At 67.8% G+C, this 15,296-nt stretch carries 13 protein-coding genes; all 13 read left to right on the forward strand.

All coding sequences use genetic code 11. The annotated features are described in order from the left end of the window. The first annotated feature begins 14 nt into the window (after positions 1–14). The 13 genes from VAPA_RS03030 (at position 15) to tagH (ending at position 15,277) form a co-directional block, all read left to right on the forward strand. The gene (locus VAPA_RS03030) at positions 15–2,609 is read left to right on the forward strand and encodes a DUF2169 family type VI secretion system accessory protein (protein ID WP_021005300.1); all 2,595 of its coding nucleotides are present in this window, start codon (positions 15–17) and stop codon (positions 2,607–2,609) included. Continuing rightward, positions 2,606–3,658, forward strand: a complete 1,053-nt coding sequence (locus VAPA_RS03035; RefSeq protein ID WP_021005301.1) for a pentapeptide repeat-containing protein — start codon at positions 2,606–2,608, stop codon at positions 3,656–3,658. Before VAPA_RS03030 ends, VAPA_RS03035 begins: the two co-directional genes overlap by 4 nt. A gap of 41 nt (positions 3,659–3,699) precedes the next feature. Continuing rightward, positions 3,700–4,380, forward strand: coding sequence for a DUF3540 domain-containing protein (locus VAPA_RS03040; RefSeq protein WP_021005302.1), 681 nt, complete (start codon positions 3,700–3,702; stop codon positions 4,378–4,380). Positions 4,381–4,392: 12 nt separating this feature from the next. Then, positions 4,393–4,788, forward strand: coding sequence for a DUF4150 domain-containing protein (locus tag VAPA_RS03045; protein WP_021005303.1), 396 nt, complete (start codon positions 4,393–4,395; stop codon positions 4,786–4,788). Between the two features lie 46 nt (positions 4,789–4,834). After that, positions 4,835–7,213, forward strand: coding sequence for a type VI secretion system Vgr family protein (locus tag VAPA_RS03050; RefSeq protein ID WP_021005304.1), 2,379 nt, complete (start codon positions 4,835–4,837; stop codon positions 7,211–7,213). Between the two features lie 21 nt (positions 7,214–7,234). Continuing rightward, positions 7,235–7,717 carry a DUF6484 domain-containing protein gene (locus VAPA_RS03055; RefSeq protein ID WP_021005305.1) on the forward strand — a complete coding sequence of 161 codons (483 nt, stop codon included), beginning with the start codon at positions 7,235–7,237 and terminating at the stop codon, positions 7,715–7,717. Positions 7,718–7,733: 16 nt separating this feature from the next. Next, complete coding sequence (locus VAPA_RS03060) at positions 7,734–8,858, forward strand: DUF2169 family type VI secretion system accessory protein (RefSeq protein ID WP_021005306.1); 1,125 nt, start codon at positions 7,734–7,736, stop codon at positions 8,856–8,858. Continuing rightward, on the forward strand, positions 8,855–9,898 hold the full coding sequence (locus VAPA_RS03065) for a thiolase-like domain-containing protein (RefSeq protein WP_021005307.1): 1,044 nt from the start codon (positions 8,855–8,857) through the stop codon (positions 9,896–9,898). The genes VAPA_RS03060 and VAPA_RS03065 overlap by 4 nt, the downstream gene beginning before the upstream one ends. A 73-nt stretch (positions 9,899–9,971) precedes the next feature. After that, a complete protein-coding gene (locus VAPA_RS03070) occupies positions 9,972–11,120 on the forward strand; it encodes a PAAR-like domain-containing protein (RefSeq protein WP_021005308.1) in 1,149 nt (382 codons plus the stop codon). Positions 11,121–11,134: 14 nt separating this feature from the next. Next, complete coding sequence (locus tag VAPA_RS03075; protein ID WP_021005309.1) at positions 11,135–12,019, forward strand: hypothetical protein; 885 nt, start codon at positions 11,135–11,137, stop codon at positions 12,017–12,019. A gap of 20 nt (positions 12,020–12,039) precedes the next feature. Next, positions 12,040–13,323, forward strand: a complete 1,284-nt coding sequence (locus VAPA_RS03080) for a TIGR02270 family protein (RefSeq protein WP_021005310.1) — start codon at positions 12,040–12,042, stop codon at positions 13,321–13,323. Further along, complete coding sequence (locus tag VAPA_RS34800) at positions 13,320–13,487, forward strand: hypothetical protein (RefSeq protein ID WP_196232539.1); 168 nt, start codon at positions 13,320–13,322, stop codon at positions 13,485–13,487. Before VAPA_RS03080 ends, VAPA_RS34800 begins: the two co-directional genes overlap by 4 nt. A 113-nt stretch (positions 13,488–13,600) precedes the next feature. Beyond that, positions 13,601–15,277 carry a type VI secretion system-associated FHA domain protein TagH gene (gene tagH / locus VAPA_RS03085; RefSeq protein WP_021005311.1) on the forward strand — a complete coding sequence of 559 codons (1,677 nt, stop codon included), beginning with the start codon at positions 13,601–13,603 and terminating at the stop codon, positions 15,275–15,277. Positions 15,278–15,296 lie beyond the last annotated feature (19 nt).

The raw sequence follows: 15,296 nt of genomic DNA on the forward strand, positions 1-15,296 counted from the left end.
AGCAGCACACGGTCATGCAGATCCTCAAACCCCAGGCGCTCGGCCTGTCGACGCGCCCCATCGAATTTCGCAAGCGCTTCGGCCTGAGCATCAGCGCCTGCCTGCACCTGCCGTTCGCCCAGGCGGAGCGCGGTACGGTCTGGGCCGAGCAATCGATGTGGTCCTTCCTGGCCAAGGAAATGGCCCAGCCGCTGATCGACGAAGGCGTGGCCAAGCTCACGCCGGAGTTCCTGGTGCATGGCAAGGCGTTTCCGCCTCCGGGCCAACCTGCCGGCTGTGCCGTGCGGGCGCGATTCGGCACGCGAGAGAAGACACTCCTGGTGCTGGGAGACCGCTACTGGGATGGCGCCAACCCGAGCGAGGCCCGGCCCTTCGAGGAAATGCCTGTCGACTGGTCCAGGGCCTATGGCGGAGCGGACTTTCCTCTCAACCCCGGCGGACGCGGCCGGGAGAGAGTCGAAGGCATGGCCTGGCTGCCCAACATCGAACTGCCGCATGACCGCCTGCTGCGGCCCGACCAGGCCATCACGCCGGCGGGCATGGGCGCGCTGGACGTGATGCATCCGCAGCGCGTGCAGTATCGCGGAACCTACGATGCCGACTACCTGAAGCTGCACGCGCCGGGGTTCGCGCCGGACGCCGACTGGCGCTACTTCAACCTGGCGCCGCCCGACCAGTGGATGGATGCGCCGCTTGCCGGTGACGAGCCGTTCTCGTTCGAGAACATGCATCCGCAGAAGCGGTCGATCGAGGGTCGCCTGCCGGGCCTGAAGGCGCGGGTCTTCGTCGGCTACGCGATGGCCGCCGGCGAGCCCAAGGTACGCGAAGTGCCGCTGCGCCTTACGACGGTGTGGTTCTTTCCGCATGCGGAGCGCTGCATCGCGATCTTCCAGGGCCTGGCCGAGGTCGGCACCGACGACGGCTCCGACGTGGTCAGCCTCCTGGGCGCGGTCGAGCGCGTGGGCGAGCCGCGATCCGATGCGCACTACCTGGAGGCCAGGGCGAAACGTGCGGACCCGGAGATGGGCGCGGTCTACTCGATCATCGACAGCGATCTTCTGCCCGAGGGCATCGACACCGCGGATCCCGATGTGGAGGCCGCGAAGGAGCCTTTCGCCATCGACGGCCTGCAGGCCGAGACGCAGCGGTACAGGGCAGAGCTCGACGTGGAGATCGCGCGTGAGAAGGCCATTGCCATGGGCCAGGACCCCGACGCGCTGGGCATCCGCATGCCGGCGCGCGAAACCGTGCCTACCGGCGACGCATTGCCGGCCTACCTGGCCAAGCAGATGAAGGAAGCCAAGGCGCAGCAGTGGGCGGCGGTCGAGGTGGCGGTCACCGCGATCGAGAAAGCACTGGCCATGGCAGACGAGAAGAAGGTAGACGTGGCCGCGCTGCAGCACCGCGGGCCGCCCCTGTACAACGCCGAGCGCCAGCTGGCCGAGATGCAGGCGCGGGCCAACGCAACGAGCAAGGCGATCGACCTCGGGTCCTTCTATCCGAAGCTGTGCCGCATCGAGGAGGCGCACCGCGTGGGCTATCTGCAGTCCGCGCACACGCAGCCGCCGGCGTTTGCGATGCCGCAGGAAGAGGCGCAGCGCCTGCGTGCGGAAATCGGACGCGCGCGTTCTCTCGGCATCCTGTTCTTCGCGGAGATCGACCTGACGGGCGCCGACCTGTCGGGGCTCGATCTGCGCGACATGAACTTCGAAGGCGCATGGCTCGAGAGCGCGAACCTCGCGGGCTCCAATCTCTCGGGCGCCGACTTCTCGAGGGCGGTGCTGGCACATGCCAATCTCGAGGGAGTCATCGCGATAGGCACGAAGTTCGCTAGGGCCAATCTGGGCAGAGCCCGGTTCGCGGGCGGCGTGTTCGACGAATCCGATTTCTCCGAGACGATGCTGATGCATTGCGCCTTCGCGGATACCCAGATGCGGCGGGCCAACTTCGCCAAGGCCAATCTGCTCGAGACGACTTGGGGAAACGCCGACTGGAGTGCGGCGAAGCTCTCGGGCCAGGTCTTTCACAAGCTCGACCTGAGCGGCATGCGGTGGCCCGAGGCCGACCTGTCGGCATGCTGCTTCCTGGAGTCGCAGCTCCCGGGCGTCGACATGCAAGGCGCCACGCTGGCGAGCGCAACCTTCGTGACCTGCAACCTGGAGGGCGCCAGGCTGATGGGCGCGCACTGCACGGGGGCCGTCTTCGTCAAGGGATCGAGCCTTGCGGGGGCAGACATGAGCCAGGCCGACCTGCGCAACTTCAACATCGGGGCCGGCGACCTGCGCGGTGCAAAGCTGGTGCGCGCATTGCTGGATGGCGCCAATCTCTGCGAAGCCCGGCTCGACGAGGTCGATCTGCGGCTCGCGAGCGCCAAGGGCGCCCTGCTGCGCAAGGCCAGCTGTGCCCGCGCCTTGCTGTCGGGCGTGAACTTCAGCGACGCCATCTTCCAGTCGGCCGACCTGCGCGGCGCCGACCTTCGCCGCAGCAACCTGTTCGGCGCCGATCTCAGCCGCGTGCGGCTGGACGGATCGACCAGCTTTGACGGCGCCCTGCTCCAGCGCGCGCGCACCTGGCCGCGCCTGAGCCCAGAACAGCAGGCGGCCGCATGACGCCCAGGCTGCTGGCATTGGCAGTGTGCATGGGCGAGACAGTCGAAGGGCGCGATCTCGCCAAGGGCAGGTATGCCGGCCTCACGCTGGGCGGCGGCATCTTCTCGAACACGCGTCTGGCCGAAGCCGACCTTCGCGGTGCCGATCTGCGCGAGACCGTGTTCGAGCGATGCGACCTGCGCGGTGTGATCGCTTCGGGTGCGAACCTGCGCAAGGCCGTCTTCAACCAGTGTCTGCTGGACCACGCGGACCTGCGCGGATGCAACCTGCATGGTGCGGTGTTCAGCGAGTGCGACATGGCACATGCCCAGCTCACCGATGCTTCGCTGTCGATGGCCACGGTGTCGCGCTGCAAGCTGGATCACGCGGGGCTGCGTGGGGCGCATTTCGGTTCCGCGGTGATCACCGGTTCGAGCCTTCTGGACGTGTGCGCGGACGACACCCATTGGCCTTACACCACCATGGAGGCCTGCGACCTGACGCATCTGACCTGGCATGGTGCCCGGATGCTGCGCAACGTGTTCTTCAAGACATCGCTGAAGGGCAAGTCGTTCGCCGGGCTCGAACTCGAGGGCTGCCAGTTCACCGGCTCCGATCTTTCTGGTGCGGACTTCAGCGGCATCGTCTTGCGACAGTGCAACTTTCAGGGCGCCACCCTCGACGGCGCGAAATTCACCAAGGCGGTGGCGCCGTCGACGATCTTCTGCCATGCCGTCGGTGAAGGCGTCGACTTCTCCGGCGCACGTCTGCGACAGGCGCTCTTTACCGGCGCTGCGTTGCCGGGCGCCCGTTTTTCCGACTGCGATCTGCACCAGACGCATTTCGCTGGCGCGAAGCTGCGCGGCGCCGACTTCACCGGCGCAGATCTGACCTATGCCGACTTCCGGCACGCCGACCTCGGCGACGCCGACCTGCGCCGCTCCCGACTCATGCGCACCGTGCTGCACGGCGCCAATACCGAGAACGCGCAGATGACCGACCGCGCGAGCGCCATCGAGTCCGACCCGGAACTGGCCGCAGCCGAACGCTGGCAGCCGTTGCTCGCCTAAACGGCGCCCGGATGACCATCAGAAACGAAAGGATTGCAGAGATGAACTCGACGATGCCTCCCCCTCGGTCTTCGACCGCGACCGCGACCGCGACCGCCCGCTCGCGGAAGCGGCGTGCGGCTCCGCCCATCGGCGGCACCTGGTGCGTGGGCATCCTGGCCTTCGACGCCGAGGGGCGGCCGCGAGTGAACAGTGGCGGCCAGCAGCTGCGCGCCACGCGCGCGGCCAGTTGCCTGCTCGAACCGGCCGCGGGCGACAGCGTCGCATGCCTGTGCATTGCGCCGGACGAAGTTTGGATCACCGCGGTGCTGCAGCGCGAGGAGGGCACGCCCAACGTGCTGCGCTGCGGAGACGGGCTGCGCATTGCCGTGGACGGCGGATCGCTCGAACTCGATGCGAAGCGCGTCGGTGTCAGCTCCGACGCACTGGATGTGTCCACCCGCCAGGTCACCGTGTCCACCGAAACCGCGGAGGTCGTCGGCCGCGAGTTGAGCTTCATCGGAACCCGCATCCGGATCGTCGGCGCGATGCTGTCGTCGGTGATGGATCGAGTCCAGCACTTCAGCAAGAGCTACCTGCGCACCACCGAGGGCATCGACCGCGTATCGGCCACGCATGTCGAATGCGAGGCCGCGCAGTTGATGCGTATCGAGGGCGAGCACACGCTGGTCAATGGTCGCGAACTGGTCAAGGCGCGGGGCGCGCAGATCCACTTCGGCTGAGGAGCAGCGGTCATGTTCGCCAACTGCCAACTGATGGGCACCGACATGGGGTTCCCCGATGTCTGCATCACACCCGCCGCGCCATCCCCGATCCCGGTGCCGTATCCCAACATCGCCATGGGCCCCATGGCGATTCCGAACTGCCCCACGATCCTGATCATGGGCGCACCGGCGCACAACCTGGGCACCACCATTCCCATGACCAACGGCGACAACGCAGGTGTGTTGCTGGGTGTGGCGTCAGGCACCGTCATGGGCCCGAGCCGTCACCTGACCGGCGCGTTCACCGTGCTGCTGATGGGCATGCCGGCAACGCGTCTGACCAGCGTCTCGCTGCAAAACAGCACCAACTGTCCGGGCGTGCGCACCGTGCCGAGCCAGCCGCTCGTGGTGCTGCTGGCACCGTAGGACAACACAGGGCGCGTGGGCGCCGCGGAAGGGGAGAGGGGCCTGCATGGCTGATCACGAGTTCCGTATCGAAAGCGATTCGCCCGCCAACGGCGAGCTGATGTTCTGGCGCATCGTCGGCCATGAGGCGCTCGCGCGCGCGTCGAGCTACGAACTCACCGTGCTGTCGAAGAACCATGCGCTCGACGCCAAGGACATCCTGGGCCGCGCCTTCGACCTGGTCATCCAGTTCCAGGACAAGGACGGCGGCATGCACGAGCGCCACTGCCAGGGCCATGCGGTGCGCTTCGAGCGCACGGGCCACGTGGGGCGGCACTTCGAATACCGCATCGGGCTGCGCTCGTGGTTCTGGCTGCTCACCAAGCGTATCAACTCGCGCATCCTGCAGGACAAGAAGGTGCTCGAAGTGCTCGACGCGGTGTTCGAGGACAGCCCGATCAAGCGCTTCAAGAAGACCAGGGCGAGCAACGTGATCGGCACGCACAACCCGCGGCGCTATTGCGTGCAGCACCAGGAGAGCGACTACCAGTTCCTGTCGCGCCTGCTGGAAGACGAAGGTATCTACTACTGGTTCGACGCGCACGATGCGCCGGGCACCATGCATCTTTCGGACGCCAGCGACATGGCGCACGACAAGCTGCCGGTCGAAGGCACCCTGCGCCATGTGGCCACCGACACCACCGAGGCGCGCCACAACGAGATCTCGCGCTGGGTGAGCGCGCGGCAGTTCGACACCGGCACCTACGCCTCGTGCGACAGCGACTTCAAGGCGATCAAGAAGAAACTCGAGGCCGCGGGCGGCCAGCCCGACAAGCACGAGCTGGGCGAATTCGAAGCCTTCGAATTTGCCGGCGGCTACTTCACGGGCGGGGATGCGGACGACAAGGGCAAGCTGCGCGGCGAGGAGATCGTCGCGCGCCGCCAGCGCCACTGGGCGCTCACCACCTGGCCCGACGTGGCGGCGGGACGCAGCTTCACCTTCGAGGGGGACCCCGACGGCACGCGGGATGGCGACTACGTGATCGCGGCCTGCATCTTCGCGGCGAGCCACCCCGGCTACGAGAGCATTCCCCATGCCACGCCGAGGATGCCCATCGAGCAGGCGCTGCGCGAGGCGCTCGACGACGACGCCGTGAACGCCCAGGCGCGGCCCGCGCTCGAGGCACTGATCGCCGACGCACCCGCGCTGCGCACCGACCCGCAGGGCACCAGCGCCTTCCTGATCACCGCGCTGCCGGTCGACGTGCCGTTCCGTCCGCCGCGGCTCACACCGCGCGTGGTGATGCCAGGGCCGCAGTCGGCCATCGTGGTGGGGCCGGACGGCGAAGAGATCCACGCCGACGACTTCGGCCGCGTGAAGGTGCACTTCCACTGGGACCGCTACGACAAGAGCGACGAGAAGTCGACCTGCTGGGTGCGCGTGTCGCAGCCGTGGGCAGGCAAGGGCTGGGGCGGGTACTTCATTCCGCGCATCGGGCAGGAGGTGATCGTCGACTTCCTGAACGGCGACCCCGACCGGCCGATCATCGTGGGCCGCGTCTACAACGACGATCAGCCGATCCCGTTCGGCTCGCACACGCAGAGCGGCTTTCGCACGCGCTCCACGCCCAAGGGCAGCGCCTCGAACTGCAACGAGTTCCGCTTCGAGGACAAGAAGGGGTCGGAGCAGGTGTACCTGCACGCCGAGAAGAACCAGGACATCGAGGTCGAAAACGACGAGACCCATTGGGTGGGCCACGACCGCACCAAGACCATCGACCACGACGAGACCACGCACGTCAAGCACGACCGCACCGAGACGGTGGACAACAACGAGACCATCGCCGTGCACGGCCAGCGCACCGAGACGGTGGACAAGGACGAGACCATCACGATCCACCAGAACCGCACGGAGACGGTGGACCTGAACGAGACGATCTCCATCGGCCAGAACCGCACGATCACGGTGGGCGCGAGCGAGACGGCGACCGTGGCGCTGCAGCGCACGCATTCGGTGGGGATCAACGAGACCATCACCGTCGGCGCAGCGCAGGAGATCACGGTGGGGGCGATGCAGGCGGTGACGGTGGGGGCGAGCCAGACGATCAATGTGGGGGCGAACCAGTCGAGCAGCATCGGGGCGAACCGGTCGGTGGATGTGGGGGCGAATCTGTCGACCACCGTGGGCGCCGATGAATCGCGCAGCGTGGGCGCGGGCCGCACGACCAGCGTGGGGAAGGACGATGCGCTCACCGTCGGCAAGAACCTCGTGATCGACGCGGGCGACTCCATCTCGATCACCACCGGCAGCGCGAGCATCACGATGAAGAAGGACGGGACCATCGTCATCAAGGGCAAGGACATCACGATCGACGCCTCCGGGAAGATCAACGCGAAGGCGAGCGGCAATATCGTGATGAAGGGCTCGAAGATTCTGCAGAACTGACTGCATGCAAGGAGATCGACCATGAGCGGCAGGGACTTGATCGATGCGCAGCTGGAGGCGGCCGCGGCCATCGCGGCGTGGAACCCGGTTGTCACGGGCGAACTGATCGCCATCACGGACGAGGGGCAGACGCCGCTTGTCGTTTTCACGGGCCAGGTCGGCACGGCGGCCGTTCGGGCGCGCAGCGTGGTCGACCTGCACGGCGCGCACATCGGCCGGCACGTGGTGCTGATGTTCGAGGACGCGGACCCGTCGCGCCCCATCGTGATGGGCGTGCTGCGCGGCGCGCAAGGATGGCCCTTGCCAGAAATGCCGGCCCAGGTCGACGTCGAGGCCGACGGCGAACGCATGCTGGTGAGCGCCACGAGCGAGCTGGTGCTGCGCTGCGGCAAGGCCAGCATCACGCTGACCCGCGAGGGCAAGGTGCTGATTCACGGCACCTACATATCGAGCCGCTCGACAGGGGTGAACCGGCTCAAGGGCGGTTCGGTCCAGTTGAACTGATCCGGGAGCAGGGCGCGTGGAACTCGTCAATGCCACCCGCATGGTCGCGGGCTACAACCTGGGTGTGGAGCCGAGCGGGCGGGAGCTGCTGGTGGTGGTCGCCAAGGGGACCTTCCGCATCCCGCCGCCGGATGCACCAGAGGGAAGCTTCGAGCTGCACGAAGCGCAATTGCCCCTGGTCATGGCCGACACCTTCACCGGCGAGCCCGGACGGTCCGCGCCGGTCAGCGAAGTGGACTTCGCACCGCGCAAGCCGCGCTGCGACATCCTGCTGCTGGGAAGCGCCTATGCGCCCCAGGGCCGGCCCGCCACGCGGGTTGAGGTGGGAATGCGCGTGGGCAACTGGAGCAAGACGATGGCGGTCGTCGGGCCGCGCCATTGGGAGTGCGGCCTGTCCGGTGCCATGCCCACGCCGCCCGGTGTGTTCGTGCGACAACCGATTTCCTACGACGTGGCGTTCGGCGGCACCGACCTGCTGCACGAAGACCCGGCCCGGCACGCTGCGTTCATGCCCAATCCAGCAGGCCGGGGCTTTCACCGGCACATCCGGGTGGAATGGGTGGAAGGCCGCCCCCTGCCCGCCACGGAGGAGATCGACCGCAGCGTGCGCGCCCCGGACGGCGACTATCGCCCAATGGCCTTCGGACCCGTGGGGCGCGGATGGGAGCCCCGCTCCCGTTTCGCCGGAACGTACGACGATGTGTGGCGGGACAGACACTTTCCGTTCCTGCCACCGGATTTCGACGACCAGTATTTCCAGTCGGCACCCCGGGACCAGCAGGTGCCGCTAGAGCATTTCCGGAACGGCCCGGTCGAGGTGCTGCTCGCCAACCTGACGCCCGAAGGGCTCACCCGCTTCACCATTCCGCAGCTGACGGCGCCCGTGCATGTGTTCACGCGGGATGGCGAGCGGGAGGACCACGTGGCCACGCTGGACACGGTCGTCGTCGAGCCGGACGAAGGACGGTTCAGCCTGACTTGGCGCGTCACGCGACCGCTGAAGAAGGACATCTTCGAGATCGCGCAGGTCATGGTGGGCAGGAAGGGCCGCGAATGGTGGCAGCAGCGCGAAGCCGCGCCGTTCCCGATCCCCGTGGTCATGGTGCCGATGGAGCGCGAGGACGCGGCCGAGGTCGAATGAACCACATTCCCCCGATGCCGATCGCCATCCGTCGCACGGGCCTCGTGACCAGTGTGGGCCTGTCGGCGCCCGCATCCTGCGCGGCGATCCGGGCCAAGCTCACCAACCCGGTGGAGACGCGGTTCATCGATGCCGAGGGCGAACGCATCATGGCGCACGAGGTGGCGTTGGAGAAGCCGTGGCGCGGGCGGGCCAAGCTGGCCCGCATGGCGGCGCTGGCGGCGCGGGAGTGCCTCGCCGATGTCGCGCCCGACCTGTGGGACGAGATTCCGCTGCTCCTGTGCGTGGCCGAGCGTGAGCGGCCCGGGCGGCTCGCGGGGCTGGACGACCTGCTCTTTACCGACCTGCAGGACCTGCTGGGCGCGCGATTCTCGGCCGATTCGCTGGTGGTCGCCCATGGCCGGGTGGGGGCGCTGGTGGCGTTTTCGCGGGCGCAACGACTGATCGGCAGCGACGGCGTGGCGAACGTGCTGGTCGTCGCCGCCGACAGCCTTCTGAGCTGGCCGACGCTGAGCGCCTACGAGCGTGGGTACCGGCTGCTGACCGCCGGGAACTCCAACGGATTCATTCCCGGCGAGGGCGCGGGCGCGTTGCTGCTCGGGCGCCCCGGCGGTGACGGCCTCCTGTGCACAGGCATCGGATTCGGTATGGAGAAGGCGCACATCGACTCGGACGAGCCGCTGCGGGCCGACGGCCTGAGCGCGGCCATCGAGGCGGCGCTCGCGCAGGCGCGATGCGCGATGCACGAGATCGACTACCGCATCACCGACCTCTCGGGTGAGCAGTACTACTTCAAGGAGGCGACGCTGGCGCTCGCGCGCACGCTGCGCCAGCGCAAGGAGAGCTTCGACCTCTGGCATCCGGCGGAGTGCATTGGCGAGGCAGGTGCCGTTGCCGGCGTGGCGGCGCTGGCGGTGGCGCAGGCCGCTTGCCGCGGAGGGTATGCGCCGGGTCCGGACGTCCTGGTGCATATGGCCAACGATGCGGGCCAACGCGCGGCGGCCGTCATGCGCTTCGACGCCGAAGGTTGCGCGACATGAGCGCAGCGGCGGGCCGCCCCCAGCAAGCTCGCTCCCGCTTGGCGGGATGGCGCGCAGCGCCAAGGGTGCACCAATGAGCAACAAGGTCTTCGCGAATGCGCTGGAGATCTCGTGCAAAGCCGCGAGCGGCAAGACCATGTGCGCGTTCCCGGACGTCTGCTTCACGCCGCCGCAGACGCCCGCCACGCCGCCGGGCGTTCCGCTTCCGTATCCCAACACGGGGTTCTCGTCCGACACCACCGACGGTTCCACGACCGTGAAGATCTCGGGCCAGCAGGTCATGCTCAAGAACAAGAGCTACTTCAAGACCAGCAGCGGCGACGAGGCCGGCTGCGCGCCGAAGAAAGGGCTCGTGACCAGCACCAACAAGGGAAAGATCTATTTCTCGCGATGGTCAATGGACGTGATGGTCGAAGGCGAGAACGTGGTGCGCCACCTCGACATCACCACGCACAACCACAGGTCGTATCCCGGCAACGAGTCGATCCCGTGGCCCCACCTGGAGTCGATGGCGCCGGGGGCTGCCAAGGCGGCCTGCGAGAAGGAAGTCAATCGCGAGAAGGCGGCCTGCAAGGACTTCAAGAAGCAGGGAACCAAGAACGTCTGCGCCTCGGCCGGCATGAACATCGGCATCAAGAAGCAGCGTGCGCGCGGGGCCAACTGGAACAAGATGTCGGTGGACGCCATCAAGGGCAAGGAGGCGGCCGACAAATGCCTGCGTGCGCGCAAGTGCCGCCTCGTTCCCTACAACGCGCAGAAGGACGGCGTGAAGGGCTGCTGCCCGAGCCAGACGCCGGACCACGTCATTCCGAAGAGCTCCTTCTACGAGGCGTCGGTCTCCAAGGGGAAGAAGCTGCCGGGCTGGAAGAAGTACAAGATGAGCGCGGCGCCCTGCATGTGCGCTGAAGGGCCGAGCAACACCGAAGGCAGCCATGGCCTGCGCCATGCGTCGCACAAGTTCATGGGCCGCAAGGTGGGCGCGGGCACGACGCAGTCGTTCGCCAAGGAGCTCAACCTGTGCCTCAAGAGCGTGCAGAAGGTGTTCAAGTCGTCCAACTGCAGCAACAAGTGCCTGAAGGCGCAATTGAACGAGGGTCACAAGGACATGTGCTCCAAGGACCTGAAGGACGCCGAGGTGAAGCACTCGCCTTCGGGTTCAGACGCCGCCAGCGAGGCGGCGCTGAACCCGCTCAAGGCGCTCGGCACGAAGACATCCCGTTGAAAGGAACACACGCCATGGCACGACTGGGCCTGTCCAAGGAAAACCTGATATCCCGCGGTGCTGCGCGCTTTCAGGATCTTGTCTATCTCGCGCTGCAGGACAAGAAGTTGCATAAGAAGGCGGTTGCGCACACGCGGCTCGTGAGTGTGGACGAAGGCGAGATCGCCAATGTGAAGGACCTGCCATGGCGCGCAGCGGGCATGTGCGTCGCGAAGCTGCCCGGCGAAAAGCTCGTCGTCGTCTCGGGCGACGGTGCGGTCTTCACCTATGTGGGCGGGAACGAGGGGAGCGAGAAGATCCGCGATGCCTTCGACCTGCGCACCTGCGCCTGCATCGAGGGCCATGCCTATGCCGCCGGCATGAATCGCGAAGTCTTCAGGCGCGCTCGCGAGGGGCAGTGGAGCGCCATGCACGCTCCGGGTGTCGAGGGGGACGACGACGTCGCGGGCTTCGAGGCCATCGACGGTTTCGGCGCGAACGACCTCTACGCCGCAGGGTGGGAGGGCGAGGTGTGGCATTGGCAAGGCAGCGCCTGGACGCAGTGCGAGAGCCCCGTGAACGTCGTGCTCTCGGGCATCTGCTGTGCCGGCGACGGGCATGTCTATGCCTGCGGCCAATCGGGAACCCTGCTGCGCGGCCGCGGGGAGGACTGGGAGGTGCTTGAAACCGAAGGGCTGATCGACGACTTCTGGGACGTTCGCTGGTTCATGGACCGGCTCTATGTGGCGAGCATGAGCGCCTTGTATGTGTTGCAGGACGACGCACTGGTGGCGGTCGATTTCGGGCGCGATGCACCCGACAGTTGCTACAAGCTCACCGATGCGGAGGGCGTGCTGTGGTCCATTGGCCAGCAGAACATCTTCTCGTTCGACGGCGCTGCATGGCGCCGCTGGGAATGAACGGCCAGGGTGCGGGCGCCATGACGATCGATCTCGCGTTGAACCGACCCGTTGCAAAGGTCGTCGCGCAGCATGTGGAAGAGGGCGCGGTGCTTTGCAATGTGCGCATGCAGATGGTCGATGCGCCGCACGTCAGGCTGCATCACCTGCGCCGACTCGACGACCGACTGGCCGCGCACCTGGACGGGCTGGCCGTGGCCGGCGAATACGGCGCGCACCTGTGCGCGACCGCGCTGGCGCGGCCCGGCATCGGTGAAGTCTTCGTTGCCACGGCGCTGGCGCTCGACAGCCGCGACGAGCCCTGTCTCGACAAGATCCTCGCGCTGGCGCAGGCGTTGCCGGAATGCAGGCCGGGCGTGCTGTCGGCCTTCGGGTGGGCCGCTGCCGCATCGCTGCGGGACATCACCCGCGAGCTGCTGGATTCGGACAGCGCATTCCGGCGGATGGTCGGCATCTTGGCCTGCAACGCTCACCAGGTCGATCCGGGCGCGGCATTGGCGGATGCACTCGGCGACCCCGACCCGGTCCTGCGCGCGCAGGGCCTGCGCACCGCCGGCGAATGCGGGCGGCGCGACCTGCTGGACGCCTGCCTCCGCGCGCTGGGCGACGCGAATGCAGACTGCCGCTTCCAGGCCGTGCGTTCGGCCGTGCTGCTCGGCGACCGCCACGCGGCGATCCATGCGCTCCACCGGTTGGCGCATGAAGCGGGAGCGCATCGCATGCCCGCGATCGACCTGCTTCTGAAGCTGATGACGCCGGAGCAGGCGATGCCCCTCCTGAAGGCACTTTTCGAGGCGCAGGCGGACGCGCGCTTGCTGATCCGCGGACTGGGCGTGAGCGGCGACCCCCAGTTCGTGCCGCTGCTGATCGACCGGATGGACGACCCGGCGCTGTCGCGGCTGGCGGGAGAATCCTTCAGCCTGATCACCGGCCTCGATCTCGAGATGCTCGACCTGTACCGCAAGCCTGCCGAAGGCCTGGAGACGGGGCCGACGGACGATCCCGCGGACACCGATGTCGCGATGGATGAGGACGATGGCCTGCCTTGGCCCGATGCGCACAGGATCGGCGCATGGTGGGCGGCCAACGCGCAGAACTTCGAGCCCGGCGCACGCTACTTCATGGGCGCGCCGCCGTCCTGGTCGCATGGCCTGCAGGTGCGCAAGGGCGGCTGCCAGCGCCAGCGTCGCGCGGCGTCGGAGCACCTGTGCTTCCTGCAACCCGGAACGCCACTCTTTCCCACCGATGCGCCCGCGTGGCGGCAGCAACACAGGCTCGAAGCGAGCGACCCGGATGCCGCATGACGGCGAAATACATCCTGGTCGCACTCGCCGCCGTCTTCCTGGCGATGGCCGGGTGGTGTTGGGCAAAGGGGCGCGGCATGCTCGACCCCGCCACCCGCACCTGGCTCCTCATCGCCCTCATCTTCACCGCCGTCGCCGCCTGGCTGCAATGGCATACCTCTTAAGGCGAGATTGCCAACCCGCTCCACGGAATGAATACTCCTTCTGAGTTTTTTCGCCCGTGCATGCGCGGGCTGTGTTCGGGCGTAGAAGGGCATAGAGCCTCGGGGGCCGATTCATGATCCATATCGCTGTCATCACCCGGCAAGGCGCTCCGGCGGGGCAGCCCATCGCCGCCGATTTCGGGCCCAACGGGGGCACCATCGGACGCGCCGACACCAACACGCTGGTGCTCGACGACCCGGACCGGACGGTCTCGCGCGTGCACGCCCAGGTGCTGTGCCGCGATGGGCAGTACTTCGTCATCGACCGCGGCAGCAATCCGATGCAGTGCAACGGCGTATCGTTGGGCTCGGGCAAGGAGGCAGCGCTCACCGATGGCGCGCGGCTGGTCGTGGGCAGCTTCGAGCTCAGTGTGCGCATGAGCGCGGCAGCGCCACCGGCATTGGCCATTCCCAACACCGTGATGTCGGCACCGCTCGGCGCAGCCCCCGCGTCCAGCACCAGCGACGATCCCTTTGCCGACCTGCTTGCGGGGCTCGGATCGCCTGCGCCAGCCGCGCCCGCCGCGGCCGGCGCATCCCGTGCCAGGGCCCCCGCGCCCGCGAGCGCGGATCCGCTGCTCTTTCCCGACCCGATGGAAAGCGGCTCGCGCAACGCGCAGGCCGCGCAGGTCGATCCGTTCGCCAACCTGCTCGGGCCCACGCCGTCCTCTGCGCCGGCCGCAGGTCTCGGTGCGCTCGACGATTTCTCCGACCTCGGCGCGCCGCCCGCGCACGGCAGGGCGGCCGGCATCGACGAGCTCTTCGGCGGCATGGGCGGTGGCGGCGGCATCGGCGGCGACCCGCTCGCGCTGTCGCCGCTGGCCGATCCGCTGCTGCAGCCGAACACGGCTTCTTCGGCCGATCCGCTGGCTGCATTGCAGAGCGCGGCGCCGTCCACGCCGACGCCGCGCTCCGACCACCTGCCGATCGACCAGTTCGGCTTCACGCCGCCGAAGGCGATCACGCCGCCACCGCCGCCCGCACCAGAACCGGCCGCCGCGCCGGCGGAAGCGTTGCCGCGGTTCGACGACATCACGGGCCAGCCGATACGCATCAGCGGCCCCGAGGTCGCCAGCCGGCCGTTCGAGCCGCTGCCGCCACCACCGCCACCGCCCCCCGTCCAGAGGGCGCCCGCCGCGGTCCCGCGCACCGCCTCCGACGACGAGCTGCTCGCCGCTTTCCTGCGCGGCCTCGCCAGCACGCACCAGGCGCCCGAGATGCTCACGCCCGGCCTCATGGAGCGCATCGGATCCATCCTGCGCAGCGCCACCGAGGGCACGCTGCAGCTGCTGCTCACGCGCCAGGAATTCAAGCGCGAGGTGCGCGCCGAGGTCACGATGATCGCGGCGCAGGCCAACAACCCGCTCAAGTTCTCGCCCACGGTGGAGGTGGCGCTCGCGCACCTGCTCGGGCCCGGCGTGCGCGGCTTCATGCCCCCGGAGGCCGCGATGCGCGATGCCTTCAACGACCTGCGCGCCCACCAGTTCGGCGTGATGGTGGGCATGCGCGCGGCGCTGGCCCATGTCATTGCGCGCTTCGAGCCCGAAGAGCTCGAGAAGAAGATCAGCGCAAGGTCGGCGCTCGACGCACTCTTCAGCGCCAACCGCAAGGCCAAGCTCTGGGACCAGTTCGTCGCGCTCTACGGCGGCATCGCGAGCGAGGCGGAAGACGATTTCCACAACCTCTTCGGCAAGGCCTTCCTCGAGGCCTACGAAGAGCAAATGGCGCGCCTCAAGTCCGACGGACAGTGAAGACGAAGAAAAAAGAAGA

This window comes from Variovorax paradoxus B4 (genome assembly GCF_000463015.1).
Lineage (GTDB): Bacteria > Pseudomonadota > Gammaproteobacteria > Burkholderiales > Burkholderiaceae_C > Variovorax > Variovorax paradoxus_E.